This window comes from Thauera sp. WB-2 (assembly GCF_027594845.1).
Lineage (GTDB): Bacteria > Pseudomonadota > Gammaproteobacteria > Burkholderiales > Rhodocyclaceae > Thauera > Thauera mechernichensis.
The window spans coordinates 3,068,473-3,088,673 of the sequence record NZ_CP088935.1 but is presented as its reverse complement, the minus strand read 5'-3'; the positions used below and the strand labels follow the sequence as shown (position 1 = coordinate 3,088,673).

Annotated in this window: 21 protein-coding genes; 18 read left to right on the top strand and 3 right to left on the bottom strand. The window is 62.8% G+C overall.

Features of this window, described 5'->3' with window-relative positions; all coding sequences use genetic code 11:
- The first annotated feature begins 129 nt into the window (after nt 1-129).
- The 11 genes from LQF09_RS14100 (at nt 130) to LQF09_RS14050 (ending at nt 11,098) form a co-directional block, all read left to right on the top strand.
- Nucleotides 130-897, top strand: a complete 768-nt coding sequence (locus LQF09_RS14100) for a 3-hydroxyacyl-CoA dehydrogenase (protein WP_002938190.1) — start codon at nt 130-132, stop codon at nt 895-897.
- Nucleotides 898-1,065: 168 nt separating this feature from the next.
- A complete protein-coding gene (locus LQF09_RS14095) occupies nt 1,066-3,555 on the top strand; it encodes a heavy metal translocating P-type ATPase (RefSeq protein ID WP_270068274.1) in 2,490 nt (829 codons plus the stop codon).
- A gap of 21 nt (nt 3,556-3,576) precedes the next feature.
- Nucleotides 3,577-3,795 (top strand): cbb3-type cytochrome oxidase assembly protein CcoS, encoded by a 219-nt coding sequence (ccoS, locus tag LQF09_RS14090; protein WP_002924408.1) that lies wholly within the window; start codon nt 3,577-3,579, stop codon nt 3,793-3,795.
- A gap of 530 nt (nt 3,796-4,325) precedes the next feature.
- Nucleotides 4,326-5,756 (top strand): cytochrome-c oxidase, cbb3-type subunit I, encoded by a 1,431-nt coding sequence (gene ccoN / locus LQF09_RS14085; protein WP_002924407.1) that lies wholly within the window; start codon nt 4,326-4,328, stop codon nt 5,754-5,756.
- 15 nt (nt 5,757-5,771) lie between these two features.
- Nucleotides 5,772-6,407, top strand: a complete 636-nt coding sequence (gene ccoO / locus LQF09_RS14080; protein ID WP_002924405.1) for a cytochrome-c oxidase, cbb3-type subunit II — start codon at nt 5,772-5,774, stop codon at nt 6,405-6,407.
- Nucleotides 6,408-6,422: 15 nt separating this feature from the next.
- Complete coding sequence (locus LQF09_RS14075) at nt 6,423-6,611, top strand: CcoQ/FixQ family Cbb3-type cytochrome c oxidase assembly chaperone (protein WP_002924399.1); 189 nt, start codon at nt 6,423-6,425, stop codon at nt 6,609-6,611.
- Nucleotides 6,604-7,494: a cytochrome-c oxidase, cbb3-type subunit III gene (gene ccoP, locus LQF09_RS14070; protein ID WP_270068273.1), complete on the top strand. Its 891-nt coding sequence runs from the start codon at nt 6,604-6,606 to the stop codon at nt 7,492-7,494. Before LQF09_RS14075 ends, ccoP begins: the two co-directional genes overlap by 8 nt.
- A 98-nt stretch (nt 7,495-7,592) precedes the next feature.
- Nucleotides 7,593-9,023: a cytochrome c oxidase accessory protein CcoG gene (gene ccoG / locus LQF09_RS14065; protein WP_002938185.1), complete on the top strand. Its 1,431-nt coding sequence runs from the start codon at nt 7,593-7,595 to the stop codon at nt 9,021-9,023.
- A gap of 1 nt (nt 9,024) precedes the next feature.
- Nucleotides 9,025-9,540: a FixH family protein gene (locus LQF09_RS14060; RefSeq protein ID WP_002924395.1), complete on the top strand. Its 516-nt coding sequence runs from the start codon at nt 9,025-9,027 to the stop codon at nt 9,538-9,540.
- A gap of 99 nt (nt 9,541-9,639) precedes the next feature.
- Nucleotides 9,640-10,725, top strand: a complete 1,086-nt coding sequence (locus LQF09_RS14055; protein WP_270068272.1) for an IS5 family transposase — start codon at nt 9,640-9,642, stop codon at nt 10,723-10,725.
- Between the two features lie 226 nt (nt 10,726-10,951).
- On the top strand, nt 10,952-11,098 hold the full coding sequence (locus LQF09_RS14050) for a DUF3149 domain-containing protein (protein ID WP_002924391.1): 147 nt from the start codon (nt 10,952-10,954) through the stop codon (nt 11,096-11,098).
- Between the two features lie 69 nt (nt 11,099-11,167).
- Here LQF09_RS14050 and LQF09_RS14045 read toward each other — a convergent pair whose 3' ends face one another.
- The gene (locus tag LQF09_RS14045) at nt 11,168-11,611 is read right to left on the bottom strand and encodes a universal stress protein (RefSeq protein WP_002924389.1); all 444 of its coding nucleotides are present in this window, start codon (nt 11,609-11,611) and stop codon (nt 11,168-11,170) included.
- 168 nt (nt 11,612-11,779) lie between these two features.
- Between LQF09_RS14045 and LQF09_RS14040 the strand changes: the two genes are divergently transcribed.
- Nucleotides 11,780-13,183: an MBL fold metallo-hydrolase RNA specificity domain-containing protein gene (locus LQF09_RS14040; RefSeq protein WP_270068271.1), complete on the top strand. Its 1,404-nt coding sequence runs from the start codon at nt 11,780-11,782 to the stop codon at nt 13,181-13,183.
- Nucleotides 13,184-13,327: 144 nt separating this feature from the next.
- Nucleotides 13,328-14,965: a PHA/PHB synthase family protein gene (locus LQF09_RS14035; RefSeq protein ID WP_232431577.1), complete on the top strand. Its 1,638-nt coding sequence runs from the start codon at nt 13,328-13,330 to the stop codon at nt 14,963-14,965.
- A 23-nt stretch (nt 14,966-14,988) separates the two neighbouring features.
- Here the strand turns inward: LQF09_RS14035 and LQF09_RS14030 are convergent, their stop codons facing one another.
- Nucleotides 14,989-15,672 carry a Crp/Fnr family transcriptional regulator gene (locus LQF09_RS14030; protein ID WP_270068270.1) on the bottom strand — a complete coding sequence of 228 codons (684 nt, stop codon included), beginning with the start codon at nt 15,670-15,672 and terminating at the stop codon, nt 14,989-14,991.
- 98 nt (nt 15,673-15,770) lie between these two features.
- Here LQF09_RS14030 and LQF09_RS14025 point away from each other — a divergent pair, with 98 nt between their 5' ends.
- Entirely contained in the window at nt 15,771-16,151 is a 381-nt protein-coding gene (locus LQF09_RS14025; protein ID WP_002924382.1) for a SirB2 family protein, read from the top strand.
- 33 nt (nt 16,152-16,184) lie between these two features.
- Here LQF09_RS14025 and fnr read toward each other — a convergent pair whose 3' ends face one another.
- A complete protein-coding gene (fnr, locus tag LQF09_RS14020; RefSeq protein ID WP_002924380.1) occupies nt 16,185-16,925 on the bottom strand; it encodes a fumarate/nitrate reduction transcriptional regulator Fnr in 741 nt (246 codons plus the stop codon).
- Nucleotides 16,926-17,074: 149 nt separating this feature from the next.
- Here fnr and hemN point away from each other — a divergent pair, with 149 nt between their 5' ends.
- The 4 genes from hemN to ppa all read left to right on the top strand — a co-directional run bounded on the left by hemN (nt 17,075) and on the right by ppa (nt 20,147).
- Entirely contained in the window at nt 17,075-18,466 is a 1,392-nt protein-coding gene (gene hemN / locus LQF09_RS14015) for an oxygen-independent coproporphyrinogen III oxidase (protein ID WP_270068269.1), read from the top strand.
- 102 nt (nt 18,467-18,568) lie between these two features.
- Nucleotides 18,569-19,279 carry a sulfite exporter TauE/SafE family protein gene (locus LQF09_RS14010; RefSeq protein WP_270068268.1) on the top strand — a complete coding sequence of 237 codons (711 nt, stop codon included), beginning with the start codon at nt 18,569-18,571 and terminating at the stop codon, nt 19,277-19,279.
- 47 nt (nt 19,280-19,326) lie between these two features.
- A complete protein-coding gene (locus LQF09_RS14005) occupies nt 19,327-19,536 on the top strand; it encodes a heavy-metal-associated domain-containing protein (protein ID WP_002924377.1) in 210 nt (69 codons plus the stop codon).
- 83 nt (nt 19,537-19,619) lie between these two features.
- The gene (ppa, locus tag LQF09_RS14000; protein ID WP_002924376.1) at nt 19,620-20,147 is read left to right on the top strand and encodes an inorganic diphosphatase; all 528 of its coding nucleotides are present in this window, start codon (nt 19,620-19,622) and stop codon (nt 20,145-20,147) included.
- Nucleotides 20,148-20,201 lie beyond the last annotated feature (54 nt).

Here is a 20,201-nt window from a genome sequence, read left to right as displayed (position 1 = left end):
TGGTTTCCCGCGCCACGCTCTGATGTTGACGTTTACGTTAACGATAACTATGGTTCGCGCTGATGTCGGCAGCCGAGTCTTGCGCAGGCCGGGCCGAGTTCCAAGAACCCACTGAACAGGAGAAGTGCGATGCAGATCGAGAATGGCGTTTTCGTGGTGACCGGAGGTGGGTCGGGGCTGGGGGCTGCGACCGCTCGCATGTTGGTGGAGGCGGGCGCCAGGGTAGTGCTGGCCGATGTCAACCGCGAGGCGGGCGAAGCTCTGGCGACCGAGCTGGGCGCTGGGGCAGTGTTCGTGGCCACCGACGTCACCGACGCCGATAGTGCTCGCGCCGCGATCGATGCTGCCGGCGCGCGTTTTGGCCGGCTCACGGGCCTGGTCAACTGCGCAGGCGTTGCGCCTGCAGAAAAGGTGGTTGGCCGTGAAGGTGCTCACGCGCTCGACAGCTTTGCACGCACGGTGAGCATCAATCTGGTGGGGACCTTCAACATGCTGCGCCTGGCCGCAGAGGTGATGAGCAAGTCCGAGCCCGATGCGGGTGGCGAGCGTGGCGTGATCATCAATACCGCCTCGGTTGCGGCTTTCGATGGCCAGATCGGACAAGCCGGCTATGCCTCGTCCAAGGCTGGTGTCGTCGGCTTGACGCTGCCCGTGGCGCGTGAGTTGTCTCGGTTTGGCATCCGTGTAATGGCGATTGCACCCGGCATCATGGAGACGCCGATGCTGATGGGCATGCCGCAGGAAGTCCAGGACGCGCTCGGCAAGATGGTGCCGTTCCCGTCGCGGCTTGGCCGGCCTGCCGAGTTCGCGGGCCTGGTCCGCCATATCATCGAGAATGCCTATCTCAACGGCGAAGTCATCCGTCTCGATGGGGCCATCCGCATGGCGGCAAAGTAAGCGCTGTCGGCTTCGGACAGGCGGCGATGGGGGCGCGCTCAGGGCGCGCAGGCGGGCCTCGATGGTGCAGCGCAATGGCCCGAGCGGCGGGATTGTGATAAAAAAGCCTCTCCTTCCCCGACCGCCCCGGCTGGCGCTTCCCGCCGGGGCGGCTTTGTATCGCCGCCGATGACCTCTGCAGAACTGCCCGCCGCGGACGCCGCCGCACCCGATGTCGATTGCTATCACTGTGGCCTGCCGATTCCGGCCGAGACGCAGCATTACGTCAGGATCGAGGGGCGATCGCGGCGCATGTGTTGCGTTGGCTGCGAGGCGGTGGCGCAGTCGATCGTCGATAACGGTCTTGTAGATTACTACCGCCACCGCGATGCGATGCCCGAGTCGCGACGCGAGGCGATGCCGGTCGAGCTGCAGGAGCTCGGCCTGTTCGACCACCCCGATTTCCAGAAGAGTTTCGTACGCCCGGTGGGTGAGCACGAGCGTGAGGCAGCCCTGATCCTCGAGGGCATCACATGTGCGGCCTGTGTATGGCTGAACGAAAACCATGTCGCCCGCCTGCCCGGGGTGTCAGCCATCGAGATCAACTACGCCACGCGGCGCGCGCGCGTGCGCTGGGACGAGCAGCGCATCAGGCTGTCCGACATCCTTGCCGCAATCCAGGCCATCGGTTATCGCGCCTACCCTTACGACGCCGAACGTTCGGAGCAGATCGCCAACAAGGAGCGGCGGTCGATGCTGTGGCGGGTCTTCGTGGCCGGCTTCGGCATGATGCAGGTCATGATGTACGCCTTCCCCGTCTATGTGGCGGGCGAGGGCGAGATGACCTGGGACATCGAGCTGCTGTTGCGCTGGGCCAGCCTCCTGCTCACCCTGCCGGTCGTGCTCTATTCGGCCGCGCCATTCTTCCAGCGCGCCTGGCGTGACATACGTCTGCGCCGCCTGGGCATGGACGTACCGGTCGCGCTGGGTGTGGGCAGTGCATTTCTTGCCAGCCTGTGGGCCACGCTCACTGATGGTCCCGAGGTGTATTACGACTCGGTCACCATGTTCGTCTTCTTCCTTCTGGGTGGGCGTTACCTGGAGATGTTGGCAAGGCAGAAGGCGGTGCGCGGTGTGGAGGAGCTCGGTAAGGTGCTGCCATCCTTTGCCGAGCGGCTGGCCGGTTGGCCGCAGTCCGCAGCCAGCGAGCGCGTGCCGACGGCGCAGCTCGCGCCGGGTGACATCGTGCGCGTGCGGCCGGGCGAAGTCGTGCCCGCCGACGGTGTCGTGGTGGAGGGGGTTGGCGAGGTCAACGAGGCCTTGCTCACCGGCGAGAGCTTGCCCGTTGCCAAGCGCATTGGCGCGCGGCTCACGGGTGGCAGTATCAATGTGTCCTCACCCTTGTTGCTGCGGGTCGAGCAAGTGGGTGACGCGACGCGCCTGGCGGCCATCCGTCAGTTGATGGAGCGGGCCGCGAGCGAGAAGCCCAAGCTTGCCACGCAGTCCGACAAGGTGGCCGGCTATTTCATCGTCACCTTGCTCGTGCTGGCGGGCATCACCGGTGTTGGCTGGTACTTCATCGATTCCGAGCGCGCGTTGTGGGTGTTCGTTTCCGTTCTGGTGGTGGCATGTCCGTGCGCCTTGTCGCTGGCGACACCGACCGCGCTCACCGTGGCCACCGATGCCCTCGCTCGAATGGGGGTGCTGGTGACGCGCGGGCATGCGATCGAGACCCTGGCCAATGCCAATCGGTTCGTGTTCGACAAGACCGGAACGCTGACCCATGGGCGCATGAGCCTGGAGCGTGTGTTGCCTCTCGGTGCCGCGGACGAGGCTGCCGTGCTGGCGATGGCTGCGGCGATCGAGCAGGGTTCCGAGCATCCGGTGGCGACCGGTCTGCGTGAGGCTGCCGCCGGGCTCGAGTTGCCGCTGGCAAGCGAAGTCGAAGCCGAGACCGGGCAAGGCATGCACGGGCTCATCGACGGCCAGACCGTGTTTATCGGTCGTCCCGAGTATGTTTCCGGCGCGACGGGGCTTGCAATGCCATCGGCACTCGAGGGTTTTGCGTCCGAGGGTGGAACCGTGATTGCGCTGGCATCGCGGTCGGGCTGGCTGGGCTTGTTCAGGCTGGCAGACAGCGTCCGTGAGGAGGCGGGGATGCTGATGCGCCGTCTCGCCGGCGAGCAGATCCCGACGAGTGTGCTGTCGGGTGATGCCCAGCCAGTGGTGGAATCCGTGGCTGGGGCGCTGGGTGTGCAGGATGCCCGCGGTGGCATGAGCCCGCAGGGCAAGCAGCAGGTAATCGCCGTCTTGCAGGAAGATGCTCGGGCCGTCGTCGCGATGGTGGGCGATGGCGTGAATGACGCCCCCGTGCTTGCGCAGGCCCACGTGTCGGTCGCCATGGGTGGGGGGACGGATCTGGCCCGCAACCAGGCTGACATCGTGCTTCTCAACGAGAATCTTGCCAGCCTCGGACGGGGTATCGACCTGTCGCGCAAGACCTTGAAGATCATTCGCCAGAACCTCTGGTGGTCGTTTACATACAACTTCACCTCCGTCCCGCTCGCAATGGCCGGGCTGGTGACGCCCTGGATGGCAGGGGTCGGCATGGCGGCGAGTTCGCTGCTCGTCGTTCTCAATGCGCTGCGCCTGCAGCGCGTGCCGCGGGGCCGAGCCTGAGGCTTGCATAGGAGAGCTGGCATGGAGAGCCTGTACCTGTTGATCCCGCTATCGGTGCTGCTGGTGTTCGTGATCGGTGTGATCTTCTGGTGGTCGCTGCGCAGTGGTCAGTACGACGACATGGAGGGGCCAGCCTATCGGCTGCTGATGGACGACCGTGACGAGCCGGCTCCGGACGCCCGGGAGCGGGAGGGGGGTGACGCGAAGCGGACCGCAGGGCGTGACGAGGGTGAGCGCTGACATGTCGCTTCGGCGCTTGCTCCAGGGGTGGTGCAGATGCGGACAGGTTGACCTAGGTCAACACGCGCTTTGGCGGCGTGGCGATAATTGTGCCGTGGTTGTCGATCGGGCTTGGAAGACGGTGGGCAACGAGTGTTTTTATGTCTCTCTGTTGGGGTTGGGGGTGCGTTGATACGCACCCTTTTTTTTTCGTCTGTCATTCTCGATTTCGGCGTTTTGGGTATGCGGCCCGTGGTTGCTGCGGTCGGTCCGATATGGGGGCGAAGGCGCTCCTGTTGCGTGCGGCGCTTGCCCGCAAACGCCCGTCTGACTGCGCTTTCAGCCTTGTGACGAGGGTCTTGCCTGATCGGGCACATGGATCTGGATTTCGTCCAATTTTTGCTTCCTCGCCCCCCTCGGCTGCAATACAATGTTGATCTGTGTCAAATTGGGATTTACGCCAACGCGTATTCTCGGCCGGTCTTCAGGAAGTGCGCCGCAGTCGTCGCGCGTCGTGCTCGCAAAGCTTTCAAAACAAAGAGGTGACTCACATGCAATCGCAAGCGACTTATAACTATAAAGTCGTGCGTCAGTTCGCCATCATGACGGTGGTGTGGGGCATCGTGGGCATGCTGGTCGGTGTCATCGCCGCAGCACAGCTCGTGTGGCCCGAACTGAACGTTCACGAATTCCTGCACTTCGGCAGGTTGCGCCCGCTGCACACCAATGCCGTGATTTTCGCGTTTGGCGGCTGTGCACTTTTCGCCACCTCCTACTACGTGGTCCAGCGTACCTGCCACGCTACGTTGTTCGCGCCCAAGCTGGCGGCCTTCACCTTCTGGGGCTGGCAACTGGTCATCGTGCTCGCGGCGATCACGCTGCCGCTGGGCTACACGACCTCCAAGGAATACGCCGAGCTGGAGTGGCCGATCGACATCCTGATCGCTGTCGTGTGGGTCTCTTACGCGGTGGTGTTCTTCGGTACCATCGTCAAGCGCAAGATTTCGCACATCTACGTCGCCAACTGGTTCTTTGGTGCTTTCATCCTCACCGTGGCGCTGCTGCACATCGTCAATAGTGCCGCCATCCCGGTGTCGCTGTTCAGCATGAAGTCCTACTCCGCCTACGCCGGCGTGCAGGACGCAATGATCCAGTGGTGGTATGGCCACAACGCGGTGGGTTTCTTCCTGACCGCGGGCTTCCTGGGCATGATGTACTACTTCGTGCCGAAGCAGGCCGATCGTCCGGTGTATTCCTATCGTCTGTCGGTGGTGCACTTCTGGGCGCTCATCTTCACCTACATGTGGGCTGGCCCGCACCACCTGCACTACACCGCGCTGCCTGACTGGACCCAGTCGGTGGGCATGGTCTTCTCGCTGATCCTGCTTGCGCCGTCCTGGGGTGGCATGATCAACGGGGTTCTGACCCTGTCCGGCGCCTGGCACAAGCTGCGCACCGACCCGATCCTCAAGTTCCTGATCACCTCGCTCTCGTTCTACGGCATGTCGACCTTCGAAGGCCCGATGATGTCGATCAAGACGGTCAATGCGCTGTCGCACTACACCGACTGGACGGTTGGTCACGTGCACTCCGGTGCGCTCGGCTGGGTGGCGATGATCTCGATCGGCGCGGTGTACTTCCTGCTGCCCCGCCTGTATGGCCGGAGCGAGATGTACAGCGTCAAGCTGATCAACGCTCACTTCTGGATCGCGACCATCGGCATCGTGCTCTACATCGCCTCGATGTGGATTTCCGGTGTGATGCAGGGCCTCATGTGGCGTGCGACCAACCCGGATGGCACCCTGACCTACTCCTTCGTCGAGAGCGTCAAGGCCAGCTACCCGTTCTGGACCATCCGTTTCATCGGCGGCGCGCTCTTCCTCGGCGGCATGTTCATCATGTTCTACAACATGGTGAAGACCATCGCCGGCCAGAAGGCCTATGACGCCCCGGTGCTTGCGCCTGCGGCTGCCCACGCCTGATCGGAGAACAACAACATGGCTCAATCGAAACACGAAAAAGTCGAACGCAACGTATTCCTGATGATCGTCCTCACGCTGCTCACTGTCAGCGTGGGTGGTCTGGTCGAGATCGTGCCGCTGTTCTTCCAGCACTCGACCACCACTGCAATCGACCACAAGGGCAATGCGCTCGACGTCAAACCCTATGATCCGGTGCGCCTGGTCGGCCGTGACATCTATGTGCGCGAGGGCTGCTACAACTGCCATTCGCAGATGATCCGTCCGTTCCGCGCCGAAACCGAGCGTTATGGCCACTACTCGGTGGCGGGTGAGTTCATCTACGACCACCCGTTCCAGTGGGGTTCCAAGCGCACCGGTCCGGACCTGGCCCGAGTTGGTGGTCGTTACTCCGATGAGTGGCAGCGTGTCCACCTGATCAACCCGCGTGATGTCGTGCCTGAGTCGAACATGCCGGCCTTCCCGTGGCTGGATCGTCCTGTCAAGGCGGACGACATCCAGGCGAAGATGCGTGCGCTCAACAAGGTCGGCCTGCACAAGTACAGCGAGGAGGAAATCGCCGCGGCGCCTGCAGCGCTCGAGGGCAAGACCGAACTCGATGCGATCGTGGCCTACCTGCAAGGGCTCGGCACCGCGATTTCGAACTTCAGGTAAGGAGCTGGGCGCGCCATGGATATAAATGACTTCAGAAGCCTGATCACGGTGCTTGGGTTCCTGTGCTTCCTCGGCATCTGCGCCTGGGCGTACAGCAAGCACGCCAAGGCCGGCTTCGACGAGGCGGCGCGCCTGCCCCTGAGCGACGACGACCTGCCGGCCCAGGGGGGGCGGCAAGACCAAGAGGGAAAAGCAAATGGCTGACTTTATCAGCGGTTTCTGGAACATGTATGTGATGGTCCTCGTGGCCCTCTCCATCCTGTTCTGTGTGTTCGTGCTGGTGTCGAACATGACCAAGCGCGAAAAGGGGCCGGTCGAGCTTCACGGCCACGTGTGGGACGAGACGCTCGCCGAGTACAACAACCCGCTGCCGCGCTGGTGGATGTACCTGTTCTGGATCACGATCGTGTTCGGTGTGGTTTATCTGGCGATCTACCCGGGCTTCGGCAACGTCAACCAGCACCGTGGGCAGTGGGCGCAATACGACGCCGAGATGCAGGCCGCGGAAGAGCGCTTCGGCCCCGTCTTTGCCAAGTATCGCGACATGGACGTCATGGCCGTGGCCGCGGATCCCGACGCCCGCGCCATGGGGCAACGCATGTTCCTGACCTACTGCGCGCAGTGTCACGGTTCGGCTGCCCAGGGTGCGAAGAGCTTCCCGAACCTTACCGACAGCGCCTGGCTGTGGGGCGGCGAGCCGGACAACATCCGCGAGACGATCACCAACGGCCGCAACGGCATCATGCCCCCGTTCGGACCGGCGCTTGGTGCAGAGGGGGCGAAGGATGTCGCCAACTATGTTCGTTCGCTGAACGGCCTGGCGCATGACTCCCTGCGGGCGCAGCGCGGCAAGGAAGGTTTCGAGACCAACTGCGTGGCCTGCCACGGTGCCGATGCAAAGGGCAACCCGATGCTTGGCGCGCCCAATCTGACCGACAACACCTGGCTCTACGGTTCGTCCGAGGCCGTCATCATCGAGACCATCACGCACGGCCGTAACAACCGTATGCCGGGCTTCGGTGAGTTCCTTGGCGAGGACAAGGTCCACATCCTGACCGCTTACGTACTGAGCCTGAGCAAGAAGTAACAGTCGCACCGCAGTTTGCAGTTCCATCTCCGGGGGAATGGGGGTTCCCCCGGGGTTACCATAACAACAATAACAACACTTCATCGGTACACTAGGCCATGAGCAGCACGACCCCAGAACCCCGCAAGCCGGCGCAAGCCAACTCCGACGCCAGTTTCGATACGCTTTACGCCGCACGCAAGAAGCTCTACGTGCGCGCAGTCACCGGCCTGTTCGCCAATTGGCGCTGGGCCCTGGTGTGGTTCACCCAACTCGTTTTCTACGGACTGCCCTGGCTCAGCTGGAACGATCGGCAGGCCGTGCTGTTTCACCTCACCGAGCGCAAGTTCTACATCTTCGGCTGGGTGTTCTGGCCGCAGGATGTCTTCTTCCTCGCCATCCTGCTGATCATCTCCGCATACGCGCTGTTCTTCTTCACTGCGGTGGCCGGACGACTCTGGTGCGGCTACGCCTGTCCGCAGACGGTCTACACCGAGATCTTCATGTGGATCGAGCAGAAGATCGAGGGTGATCATGTCAGGCGGCAGAAGCTCGACCAGGCTCCCATGAGCGTCGGCAAGGCCGTGCGTCGTGGCAGCAAGTTTGCGGCCTGGGGGCTCGTCGCGCTGTGGACCGGCTTTACCTTCGTCGCCTACTTCTCGCCGCTCGACGAGCTCCTCGCCTCCCTGCTTACGCTTGGCTTCGGCCCTTGGGAGCTGTTCTGGATCCTCTTCTACTCAGGCTTCACCTACCTCTTCGCCGGGGTGTTGCGTGAGCAGGTCTGCAAGTACATGTGCCCTTACGCGCGTTTCCAGGCCGTCATGTTCGACCCGGATACGCTCGTCATTACCTATGACGAGGAGCGTGGCGAGCCGCGCGGGACGCGCAAGAAGAACATCGACCCGCGCAGCGTCGGCAAAGGGGACTGTATCGATTGCGGCATATGCGTTCAGGTTTGTCCGACCGGTATCGACATCCGCGATGGTCTCCAGTACGAATGCATCGGCTGCGCAGCCTGTATCGATGCCTGCGACCAGGTCATGGACAAGATGAACTATCCCCGTGGGCTGATCCGCTACTCCACGGAGAACGCGCTCAAGAAGCATTGGGGGCGCAAGGAGATCCTGCTGCATGTACTGCGGCCGCGGACATTGATCTATGGCGCCGTGCTGGTACTGGTCTCTCTTGCCTTCGTCTGGGGGCTCGCGGCGCGCGATCCTCTGCGTGTCGACATCATTCGTGACCGCTCGTCGCTTGGTCGTGAGATCGAAGGCGGCTTCATCGAGAACGTCTACCAGCTTCAGGTCATGAACATGACCGAGGCGCCGCGCGCGTTCCAGCTCGCGGTGTCCGGCATGCCCGGGGTGCGTATCGGTGGTGTCGAGCGCGTCGAGGTGCCGGCGGCGTCTACCCAGGCGGTGACGCTTCAGGTCTTGGTGCCCTACGACGCGGGTGCTCCCGGTGCCAACACGATTGCTTTCCGCATCACGGCCGAGGACAACCCGGCGCTGAGCGTGAATGAAGAAACCACTTTCCTGATCCCGAGGTGACATGAGTACTGCTGCGTCCGACAAGTCCCCCCCTCCGCCGTGGTATCGGCAGGGCTGGCCCTGGTTTCTGATCACGTTTCCGGCAATTGCAGTGATTGCCGGCATCGCAACCTTCGTCATTGCCGTGAAGACTTTCGATGGCATGGTTGTTGACGACTACTACAAGGAAGGCCGGGCGATCGTTCAGACCATGGGCAGGGCCGAGCACGCCCGCGACCTTGGTCTGAAGGCCGACCTCCGGATTCGTAGTCAGGAGATCAGGATCGAGCTGGGCGCGACCAACGCGGTCGATGTGCCAGAGCGGATCCGGCTCACGATCTCGCACCCCACACGGGGTGGTCTGGACCAGGAGTTGGTTCTCACCCGCAAGGGCGAAGGGTTGTATGAAAGTGCGATTGCGCCCCTTGGTACCGGGCGCTGGTTGTTCCTGATAGAAGATGAGTCCCGCAGCTGGCGCATGAACGGGGCCGCGTTCCTCCCTGCAGAGATGGAGATCACCATTGATCCGAATGCCTGATTTTTCTGCTAACAGGCTGTTGATTTAATCAGACCCCTGCAGCGGCAAGGGTTTTCTGGGCGTTACAATACGTTCTGCATTATCACTGCAATTAATCCGATGCGCGGCACCGACCATAAACAGAGCCCCCTGTTCAGCTACGTCAATCTCGAGGATCGAATTCCCCGAGACCACCCGCTGCGCCGCGTGAAGGTGCTTGCCGATCTGGTTGTGCGCTCGATGTCTGCGCAGTTCGATGCGCTTTATGCCGAAGGCGGACGCCCCTCGATTGCACCGGAGCGGCTGCTGCGCGCCTCGCTGCTGCAGTGCCTGTTTTCGATCCGCTCGGAGCGCGCGCTGGTCGAGCATATCGATTTCAACATGATGTACCGCTGGTTCGTGGGCCTGACGCTGGACGAAGCGATCTGGGATCACTCGACCTTCTCGGCCAACCGCGATCGTCTGCTCAAGGAGAGCGTGATGCGCGAGTTCTTCGGCGGTGTGGTGGCGATCGCCGAATGGGCCGAGCTGGTGTCCGACGAGCATTTCAGCGTCGACGGCTCGCTGCTGCGGGCGTGGGCCTCGCACAAGAGCATGGTCGCGCGCGACGGATCGGACGAGCCACCGGGACCGGATCAGGGCCGCAATCCCGAGGTCGATTTCCGGGGTAAGAAGCGCTCGAACGCGACGCACGTTTCGCGCACCGACCCCGAGTCGCGGCTGGCGAGCAAGGGCGGCGGCATGGCGTTCCTGAGCTACACCACGCATGCCCTGGCGGAGAACCGGCACGGGCTGATCGTCGATGTGCACACGACCCCGGCCACCGGGACCGCCGAACGTGAGGCTGCGCTGGTGATGGTCAAGCGCAGCGTCAAACCCGCTCGCGGGACCCGCAAGCCGACGGTGGCAGCGGATCGGGGTTACGACACCGCCGACTTCGTGGGCGCCCTGACGGCCTTGGGGATCGCCCCGCATGTGGCCGCCAAGACCCAGGGCAGCGCCGTGCCCGCGCACATCAAGACCACCGAAGGCTACGCGGTCAGTCTGCGTCGTCGAAAGATGATCGAAGAGGCCTTCGGCTGGGTGAAGGATATCGGCACGCTGCGCCGTTTGATGGCACGCGGCCTGGACAAGATTCGCGCGCATGCGCTGCTCAATTTCGCCGCGTACAACCTGACGCGATTGGGCAATTTGCTGGCGCCGTAATTCGTTGGCGCTCGCGCGCCTATCGGATTGCGATATTGAATAGAAAACGACGTCCTTGCAGCGACGGGAGCGCTGCTGAATTGCGGTAGCAAAATCGGCTTGAAAGACGACTGGAAACTGCTTCATGGCGAACCACGCCGGGACTTTTCAGAGTCGATTTTTTCCGGCCCAGCCGGAAACCGAAGGTGATGATCCAATTTTCAACACCCTGCTAAGGAGGTATGTCATGGCCTGGGAGTTGTTGTTCACCAGTGATATCGGCTTGCTGAGTCTGTTCACCATCCTGTTCGTAGTCGTGATGGCGATCTATCTGTATCGCTTCGCGCGTCGGCACATGGCCGAAGACGAACGCAGGGCGAGCGCCGGGCGCTGATCAGCACACCGGTAAACAAAAAAACGGCCCGTGAGGGCCGTTTTGCATAAGCGCGGGTTCCTGTCCCTTTCAGCGATAGACCAGGACGGGCGTCTTGCTGTGGGTGAGCACCTTCTGTGTTTCGCTGCCCAGAAGCAGACCTGCGATGCCACGCCGGCCATGGGAGGCCATGAAGATCAAGTCGCAGCCATGGCGATCGGCTGCATCGATGATTGCCTCGTAGGGGACTTCGTTGACGGCAGTGTCCGTGTCCGACGCCACGCCAGCCTCATCTGCGCTGGCCTTGGCCTTGGCCAGGATGGCGCTTGCCTCGGACGCGGCCGATTTTGCGAACTGTTCCGGCGTTGTGGGGTCGATCAGTGCGCCTTCGCCATAAATGGGCATGGGAAAGTCGGGCTGGGCGTAGAAGAAGGTGATGCGCGCTCCGGCGTCCTTGGCGAAGGAGACGGCGCGGGCCACCGTGCTTTCGGACAAGGCCGACCCATCGGTCGGGACCAGGATGTGCTTGAACATGACGGAGACTCCCTGTTGTGTGTCACGATCCGATTATAGCCAGCGCCACGTGCTGAGGGCGCTTGATCGCGATCAAACAGCCTGCGGATTGCTCCGTGATTCTTGTGGCGTGCGTGTAAGGTGCATGCGGGGCGTTGCAAGCAGTACGCATAGGGAGGCTTGTTGACGATGCAACTGACTTTCTACGGCGCCGCTGGAGAGGTGACGGGGTCCTGCCTCAAGGTGGATCATTCTGACGGTGCATTCATCGTCGATTGTGGCTTGTTTCAGGGTGGCAGGCAGGCCGATCGCAAGAACCGGGAGGCGCTCGAATTCGATCTGCGCGAGATCCAGTTTGCGCTCCTTACCCATGCGCATCTAGATCATAGCGGCCTCGTCCCACGGCTCGTTGCCTTGGGTTACCGGGGGCCGATCTACGCTACCGCTGCCACTGTCGACCTCCTGGGCGTCATGCTGATGGACTCGGCCTTCATACAGGAGAAGGAGTCCGAGTGGGCCTTGCGCAATGCGCGCTCGAGGAAGGCGCAGCGGTACAGGGAGCTTGCGCCGTTGTATACGGTCGAGCAGGCGCGGGCGAGCCTGGGGCGCCTGCGTGCGATCGCATATGATGTCTGGTTTGCGCCCGCGCCTGGTGTACGCTGCCGGTTTCGCAATGCCGGTCATATCCTGGGCTCGGCGATCATCGAGATCGAGTTCGTCGGGAGCGGGCGCCGCATGGTCGTCTCGGGCGATCTGGGACAGCCCTTGCGGCCTGTCCTGCAGGATCCCGTGCGGGTTACGCGCGCCGACATCGTTTGCGTGGAGTCGACCTACGGTGATCGCGCTCATCGCTCGGTGGGTGACACCTACGAGGAGCTTGCCGATGTGCTCAACACCACGCTCGCACATGATACGGGCAACGTGATCATTCCGGCCTTCGCAGTGGGGCGAACCCAGGAGATGCTGTTCGTGCTCGCCGATCTTGTCCGTTCCGGGCGGGTGAGCCGGCTCGACGTTGCGGTTGATTCGCCGATGGCCACAGCGGCGACCGAGCTCACCGTTCGCCACCGCGAGCTCTGGGATGACGAGACGCGGGAGCTGTACGACTGGGTGCAGGCCAATGGCGAACGTTTTCGCTTGCGCTTCGTCCAGGATGTCGAGGAATCGATCGCGTTGAACGCCGTGCGTGGCGGGCGCGTGATCATCTCGGCGAGCGGCATGTGCGACGCCGGGCGAATCAAGCACCATCTACGTCATAACCTGGCGCGTACGGAATGTGCGATCGTGATCGTCGGTTTCCAGGCTGCCGGCACGCTCGGTCGCCGGTTGGTCGATGGTGCCAGGCAAGTCACGCTGTTCGGGGAGCGAGTACCCGTTCGCGCGCGCGTGCACACCATCGGTGGCCTGTCCGCGCATGCCGACCGCCCGGCCTTGCTCGACTGGCTGCGCGGCTTCACGCCGCCGCCAACGAGGACTTTCGTCGTCCATGGCGAGGTGCTTGCCGCTGCCGGCCTGGCTTCGGCAGTGGAGGGTGAGCTAGGCTGGAGCGGTGTCGAGGTGGCTGTCGCCCGACATCCGTACCAGCTCCGATGAATCGTTGCGAGGAGAGCGAAATACATGACTACACCGGACCGCAGGAGTCGTCCATCGTCGCACCCGAGGGCGACGCGCGGGCGTGCCAATGAATTGCTGCGTCGACTGCACGACAAGGTGGAGGGGTCTGTCGATCCGCTCGGCATGACCGCGCCCATAGTCCACGCGCAGCTTGCCTGGATGGCGCATCCACAGGAGCTGAGCGAGCACCTGCTGAGTCTCTCGCGCGACCTTTTCCGGCTGCAGATGCACACGTGGGATCGCATGCGCGGCATTCCGAGCGAGGATCCGATCAGCCCGAATGCCGATGATGCGCGCTTCTCAGATCCTGCCTGGACCGAGCGCCCGACCTGGGACCTGATCAAGGAGTGGTACCTCGCCTTCACCCGCCATACGCAGGACATGCTCTACGAGACGCCGGGGCTGTCGAACAAGGAGCGCAGGCGCGCAGCCTTCTGGTGGCGGAAATGGCTCAATGCGGTTGCGCCGACCAACTTCTTCTGGACCAACCCTGTTGCGCTCAGGCGCGCGATCGAGACCAATGGCGACAGCCTGAGGCGTGGCTTCGAGAACTGGCTCGCCGACCTGCAGGCCGGCAACGTTCGCATGACGAGCCCGGATGACTTCCGTGTGGGCGAGAATCTCGCTACCACGCCTGGTGCCGTGATCTACCGCAACAGGTTGCTCGAGGTGATCCACTATGCCCCGACCCAGAAGCGCGTGCGTGCCGAGCCCGTGGTGATCATCACGCCCTGGATCAACAAGTTCTACGTGCTCGATCTGGTGCCGCGAAAGAGCATGATCCGCTTCCTGCTCGATCAGGGGCTCGACGTGTTCATCACCAGCTGGAAGAACCCTGATGCCAGCATGAGCGAGGTGGGCTTCGATGACTACCTGATCGAGGGCATCGACGAGATCGTCCGTCAGGCGCGCGCCTTCACGGGCGCCGCAAAAGTGCATGCCGCCGGCTATTGCATTGGCGGCACCGCACTGGCGATGTACATGGCGTGGGCGAACCGGCGCTATGGTGAGGCCGAGATGCCGGTCGCCGACTGGACCTTGTTTACGACGCTGGTCGACTTCCACAAACCAGGCGACATCGAGGTCTTCATCGATGAGAGCAGCATCCGCTACCTGACCGAGCAGATGGCTCGCAAGGGCTACCTGGACGGCAAGGAGATGGCCGCCTCGTTCAGGCTGCTGCGCTCCAACAGCCTGATCTGGCATTACGTCGTGCATGGCTGGCTGTACGGAGAGTCACCGCCGCCATTCGACGTGCTGTTCTGGAACATGGATACCACCCGCATGCCGTACCGCATGCATGCCTGGTATTTGCGCGAACTCTACCTGCACAACAAGTTGATCCAGCCAGGGGCCTTGCAGGTCGCCGGTGAGGCGCTCGACCTCGCGGCCGTTTCGCAGCCGCTCTATGCGGTTGCGGCCGAGGACGATCACATCGCGCCGTGGCTGCAAACCTTCAAAGTGGTGCACCACGTTGGCGGACCGGTGCGGCAGGTATTGTCGAGTTCCGGGCATATCCTGGGCATCGTCAATCCCGTCGTCGATCCGCCCAAGCGCCACTACTGGGTCGAAGCCAGCACACGCGACGATACGCCGGAAACCTGGCGTCAGCGCGCCAAGCGTTGCGAGGGGAGCTGGTGGGAAGATTGGATGCGCTGGCTCAAGCCACGCTGCGGCGCGCTCGTGGCGGCGCGCCCGGTGTCGACCGAGGCTTTTCCCGCGCTTGCCGATGCGCCAGGGCAGTACGTGCTCGAGCCCTGAACGGCTACCGTGCTGCAACGGCCTCAGGCGTTGTGCCGTGCCAGGCGTGCAGGGTCGTGCAGGGTGATGCGCTTGCCCTGCACGCTGATCAGGCCTGCTTCGCTGAGGTCATGGAAGATTCGCGACAGCGTCTCGGGGGTCAGGTTGAGGCGCGAGGCGATCACCTGCTTGCTGGTGGGAAGCGCAATCTCGCATGGCGTGTCGCTGTCCGCCACCTGCAGCAGGTAGCCGATGACGCGCTGCATGCTCGAGCGCAGCGAGTAGGTTTCGACGTCCTGGATCAGGCTGTGCAGACGAATCGCCATGCCGGCCAGCAGTTTGTGAGCGAAGGTCGAATCCTGGTCGATGAGTTCGGTCACGACCGCATGGCCGACATGGATCAGCACCGTGTCGCACAAGGCCTCCGCAAAGACCGGGTAGGGGTGGTTCATGAACATCACCGCCTCGCCGAAGCTCTGCATCGCACCCACGATCTCGACCACCTTCTCGGTGCCCTGTGGCGACGAGAAGGCCAGCTTGATCTGGCCCGATACGACGAAATAGAAGCCGTGGGGCTGGTCGCCGCGCTGGAACAGCACTTCGCCCCTGCCGACATGCCGATCGCGGGTGTAGCGCGACACACGCTGGATATCCGACTCCGACAACTCACTGAACAGCGGGATGCGATGCAGCAGGGCAGGGATGTCGACATGGGGGTGCTGGGACATTGCTTTGGCTCCGGAACGATTCGTAATCTTACCCGAGACGGGCGACAATACCTGTCGCCCCGAGACCGGCAGCTTGCCAGCCCTTGCAAGGAGAAAGGATGTACTACGCGATCAAACACCTTCACGTCGTCTGCGTCGTGCTCAGCGCAGCGGGTTTCCTGCTGCGCGGCATGTGGATGCTGACGGGCAATCCGATGCTCTCGCACCGGCTCACCCGTGTGTTGCCGCACATCATCGACAGCCTGCTGCTGCTGTCAGCGATCACGCTGGCGGTCATGATCGCGCAGTACCCGTTTGCCGCCGACTGGGTGACCGCCAAGGTCGGTGGCCTGGTTGCATACGTGCTGCTTGGCACGCTTGCACTCAAGCGCGGCCCGACCAAGCCGGTGCGTGCGGGCGCCTTTGCGGCCGCCCTGTTCGTGTACGTATGGATCGTGTCGGTCGCCTTCACCAAGAATCCCGCAGGCTTCCTTGCCTGAACAATGGCGGCCGTCGAGGCGGAGCGGCCAGCGTCAGCGCGCGCCGTGCTGGTGCTGGATCAGGCGCTTGAGCCCGGTGGGATCGAGCAACTGCACGTGCTTCTGTTGTACCGAGATCAGCCCTTCGTCCTGGAAGCGGGAGAAAGCGCGAGACACCGTCTCGAGCTTGAGCCCCAGGTAGGAACCGATCTCCTCGCGCGTCATGCGCAGGTGGAATTCCTGCGCCGAGAAGCCGCGCGCATTGAAGCGCTGCGACATGTTGAGAAGGAACGCCGCCAGCCGTTCCTCGGCGCGCATCGAACCGAGGAGCATCATCACGCCGTGGTCGCGCACGATCTCGCGGCTCATCACCTTGTGGAACTGCAGTTGCAGGCCTTCCACTTCGTGTGACATCTGCTCGAGCTTGTCATAGGCGATCACGCAGACCTCGCTGTCCTCGAGGGCGATCGCATTGCAGGTATGCGACTCTGCACTGATGCCGTCGAGGCCGAGAATCTCTCCGGTCATCTGGAAGCCGGTCACCTGATCGCGGCCGTCTTCGAGCAGCACGTCGGTCTTGAACGAACCGGCGCGGATGGCGTAGATCGCCTCGAACGGATCGCCCGCACGATACAGGCTTTGCTGGCGCTTGACCTTGCGCCGCGCGCCAACGAGTTCGTCCAGGCGGTTCAACTCGCTGTCGGACATCCCGAAGGGCAGGCACAACTCGACCAGGTTGCACTGCGAACAGGCAGACTTGAGCCCGTTCACGGTAATTGGCACGCTCGCCCTCATCTGCACGATAATCCTGCTTCCCCGACAAAAGACGCCAGACCTGGCTCAGGAGTGGTTCGATCGGGCAACACATCACGCCCGTTGACCCACGTCAACCAAAAAAACGCGGCGATCTGCCATTGTTTGGCACACACTGCCGCAGCAAGATCATGACAAGCCAGAACCAACTCATCTTCGATCCGCAACTCATCCGCCGATTCGACATCAACGGACCGCGCTACACGTCCTATCCGACAGCGGACCGCTTCGTCGAGGCCTTCAACGCCGATGCGCTCAAGGCCTGGCTCGCAAAAAGGGCGGTCGGCGGCGTCAGCAAACCGCTCTCATTATACTTCCACATCCCCTTCTGTAACACGATCTGCTATTACTGCGCCTGCAACAAGATCATCACCAAGGATCATGGGCGCTCGGCCAAGTATCTGAAATACCTGGCCAAGGAGGTCGCGATGCAGGCGGAATGCCTGGAGGGCAGCCGCCAGGTCACGCAGCTCCACCTCGGTGGGGGAACGCCGACCTTCCTGTCGCATGACGAGATGCGCGAGCTCATGGCCGCGGTGCGCGAACACTTCACGCTCGTTCCCAATGGCGAATACTCGATCGAGGTCGACCCGCGCAAGGTCGACTTCGACACCGTGAAACTGCTCGCCGAGCTTGGGTTCAACCGCATGAGCGTTGGCGTGCAGGACTTCGCCGAAGATGTGCAGGCGGCGGTAAACCGCATCCAGAGCTATGACGAGACCAAGCTCGTCATCGACGCGGCACGTGCCACGGGCTTCAAGTCCGTGAGCATGGACCTGATCTACGGTCTGCCCAAGCAGAACGTGATCAGCTTCAACCGTACCCTCGAGCAGGTGCTGGAGATCTCGCCCGATCGCATCTCTCTCTACAGCTATGCCCACCTGCCGGGCCTGTTCAAGCCGCAGCGCCGCATCAACAGCGGCGACATGCCCACTGCAGACACCAAGCTGCAGTTGCTGCAGCTCGGCATCCGCCGCCTTACCGAGGCCGGCTACGTCTATATCGGCATGGACCACTTCGCCAAGCCGGATGACGAACTCACCGTTGCCCAGCGCCAGGGCCGTCTGCACCGCAACTTCCAGGGCTACTCCACCCAGGCCGAGTGCGATCTGCTTGCCTTCGGCGTATCGGCAATCGGCAAGATCGGTCCGGTATACGCGCAGAACGTCAAGACGCTCGACGAGTACTACGATGCGCTCGACCGTGACGAGCTGCCGGTCCTGCGTGGCATCGAACTTACCGCCGACGACCTGTTGCGGCGTTCGATCATCCAGGCGCTGATGTGCCACTTCGAGCTGTCCATGCAGTCGATCGAGATCGCCCACCTGATCGACTTCCGCTCCTATTTCGCCGAGGAACTTGCCGACCTGCAGGAGATGCAGAAGGCCGGGCTGGTGAAGATCGAGGGCGACTGGATCAGCGTCGAGCCTGCTGGTCGCCTGCTGGTGCGCGGTGTCGCCATGGTGTTCGACCGCTATCTGCGCGCAGACCGTGAGCGCGCGCGCTACTCCAGGGTGATCTGAGTCACGCGATCGCGAGGGCGGGGCGATTTGTCGCATGCGGTTGCGGGCGTGCAGGCGTAAAATGCGCTTTTGCCTCGCGCCGCACCGGATCGCTCTTCTCCCATGCCCGAAACAGGTTACCTGGCCGTCTTCCTGATCGGCCTGCTCGGCGGCACTCACTGCGTGTCGATGTGCGGCGGCATCGTCGGCGCCCTCACCATGCAGGTTCAGGTGCCCGGCGGGAAGCCGCAGTGGCCGCTGCACCTCGCCTATAACCTGGGGCGGATCGGCACCTATACTGCGCTCGGCACCGCTGTGGGCTTTATCGGTTCGGTCGGCATGCTGTACGACGGCATGCTGCCGGTGCAGATGACGCTCTATGTGCTGGCCAACCTGATGCTGGTTGCACTCGGCCTTTACCTCACCGGTTTTACCCGCCCGCTTGCGCCGTTCGAGCGCGCCGGCCATGTGCTGTGGCGGCGCATCCAGCCGGCGACACGTCGTTTCCTGCCAGCGCGGTCGCCCAGGCAGGCCTTGCCGCTTGGCATGCTGTGGGGCTTCATCCCCTGCGGACTCACATACTCCATTCTGGCCACTGCGCTCGTCACCGGTTCGGGTGTGCGCGGCGCCGGGCTCATGCTCGCCTTCGGTCTTGGGACGCTCCCCAACCTGCTGCTGGCCGGCATGCTGTTCAAGCGTTTCCGCGACTTCACCCGCAATCGCAAGGTGCGCATCGCTTCGGGGCTGCTCGTGCTTGGCTTCGGGCTGTTCGGCCTCTACCACGCGCCCACGCTCGGCGGCGACCTGTGGAGCGGCGTGGTGTGCATTACCTGAGGCCCTGGCGCGGCGGGCCGTCAATCAATGATGAGGAGAAGTGCTGCATGAGCGAAGTGACGATCAAGGTCGAAGGCATGAGCTGCGGCGGCTGCGTCAGGAACGTGACCGGTGTGCTCAAGGGCATTGCCGGTGTCGAGGACGTGCAGGTGTCCCTCGAACAGGGCAGTGCGACCGTGCGCTTCGATCCAGCGCAGGTTTCGGTCGACGCCATGCGTGCAGCGGTGGAGGATGCCGGGTTCGATGCGCCGGCCTGAGCGTGGCCGGTGGGCGTGGTGCAGTGCAAGACATTGTGGTTTCCCCCTATAATCCGCGCACAATTTTTCCACGGGAGGGATGTATGGGTTTCGATCTGGTCAGCGCCGGCAAGGACGTGCCGAACGACATCAACGTCATCATCGAGATCTCCGCTCAGGGTGATCCGATCAAGTTCGAGGTGGACAAGGACAGCGGCGCCGTCTTCGTCGATCGCTTCATGGGTACCTCGATGCGTTACCCGCTCAACTACGGCTATGTGCCGCACACCATCGCTGGCGACGGTGACCCGGTGGACGTGCTGGTCGTCACCCCGTTCCCGCTCGCGCCCGGCGTCGTGATCCGTTGTCGCCCGGTCGGCGTGCTGAAGATGGAAGACGATGGCGGCGTCGATGCCAAGGTCGTCGCCGTGCCGGTGTCCAAGCTGACCCCGCTGTACGACAAGGTGCAGAGCACCGACGATCTGCCCGAGCTGCTGATGAAGCAGACCGTGCACTTCTTCGAGCACTACAAGGACCTCGAGCCCGGCAAGTGGGTCAAGATCCTGGGCTGGGGCACGGTCGAGGAAGCCAAGCAGGAGATCGTCAACGGCTTGGCCGCAGGCAAGAAGTAAGCTGCCTCGCAGTACTGATGAAAAAAGCCGCGGTCACCCGCGGCTTTTTTCATG

Excerpts from the sequence above, each read along its gene's own strand:
- LQF09_RS14100 (WP_002938190.1), top strand. The coding sequence starts at position 130 with ATGCAGATCGAGAATGGCGTTTTCGTGGTGACCGGAGGTGGGTCGGGG.
- LQF09_RS14095 (WP_270068274.1), top strand. The coding sequence starts at position 1,066 with ATGACCTCTGCAGAACTGCCCGCCGCGGACGCCGCCGCACCCGATGTC.
- ccoS (WP_002924408.1), top strand. The coding sequence starts at position 3,577 with ATGGAGAGCCTGTACCTGTTGATCCCGCTATCGGTGCTGCTGGTGTTC.
- ccoN (WP_002924407.1), top strand. The coding sequence starts at position 4,326 with ATGCAATCGCAAGCGACTTATAACTATAAAGTCGTGCGTCAGTTCGCC.
- ccoO (WP_002924405.1), top strand. The coding sequence starts at position 5,772 with ATGGCTCAATCGAAACACGAAAAAGTCGAACGCAACGTATTCCTGATG.
- LQF09_RS14075 (WP_002924399.1), top strand. The coding sequence starts at position 6,423 with ATGGATATAAATGACTTCAGAAGCCTGATCACGGTGCTTGGGTTCCTG.
- ccoP (WP_270068273.1), top strand. The coding sequence starts at position 6,604 with ATGGCTGACTTTATCAGCGGTTTCTGGAACATGTATGTGATGGTCCTC.
- ccoG (WP_002938185.1), top strand. The coding sequence starts at position 7,593 with ATGAGCAGCACGACCCCAGAACCCCGCAAGCCGGCGCAAGCCAACTCC.
- LQF09_RS14060 (WP_002924395.1), top strand. The coding sequence starts at position 9,025 with ATGAGTACTGCTGCGTCCGACAAGTCCCCCCCTCCGCCGTGGTATCGG.
- LQF09_RS14055 (WP_270068272.1), top strand. The coding sequence starts at position 9,640 with ATGCGCGGCACCGACCATAAACAGAGCCCCCTGTTCAGCTACGTCAAT.
- LQF09_RS14050 (WP_002924391.1), top strand. The coding sequence starts at position 10,952 with ATGGCCTGGGAGTTGTTGTTCACCAGTGATATCGGCTTGCTGAGTCTG.
- LQF09_RS14045 (WP_002924389.1), bottom strand. The coding sequence starts at position 11,611 with ATGTTCAAGCACATCCTGGTCCCGACCGATGGGTCGGCCTTGTCCGAA.
- LQF09_RS14040 (WP_270068271.1), top strand. The coding sequence starts at position 11,780 with ATGCAACTGACTTTCTACGGCGCCGCTGGAGAGGTGACGGGGTCCTGC.
- LQF09_RS14035 (WP_232431577.1), top strand. The coding sequence starts at position 13,328 with ATGACCGCGCCCATAGTCCACGCGCAGCTTGCCTGGATGGCGCATCCA.
- LQF09_RS14030 (WP_270068270.1), bottom strand. The coding sequence starts at position 15,672 with ATGTCCCAGCACCCCCATGTCGACATCCCTGCCCTGCTGCATCGCATC.
- LQF09_RS14025 (WP_002924382.1), top strand. The coding sequence starts at position 15,771 with ATGTACTACGCGATCAAACACCTTCACGTCGTCTGCGTCGTGCTCAGC.
- fnr (WP_002924380.1), bottom strand. The coding sequence starts at position 16,925 with ATGAGGGCGAGCGTGCCAATTACCGTGAACGGGCTCAAGTCTGCCTGT.
- hemN (WP_270068269.1), top strand. The coding sequence starts at position 17,075 with ATGACAAGCCAGAACCAACTCATCTTCGATCCGCAACTCATCCGCCGA.
- LQF09_RS14010 (WP_270068268.1), top strand. The coding sequence starts at position 18,569 with ATGCCCGAAACAGGTTACCTGGCCGTCTTCCTGATCGGCCTGCTCGGC.
- LQF09_RS14005 (WP_002924377.1), top strand. The coding sequence starts at position 19,327 with ATGAGCGAAGTGACGATCAAGGTCGAAGGCATGAGCTGCGGCGGCTGC.
- ppa (WP_002924376.1), top strand. The coding sequence starts at position 19,620 with ATGGGTTTCGATCTGGTCAGCGCCGGCAAGGACGTGCCGAACGACATC.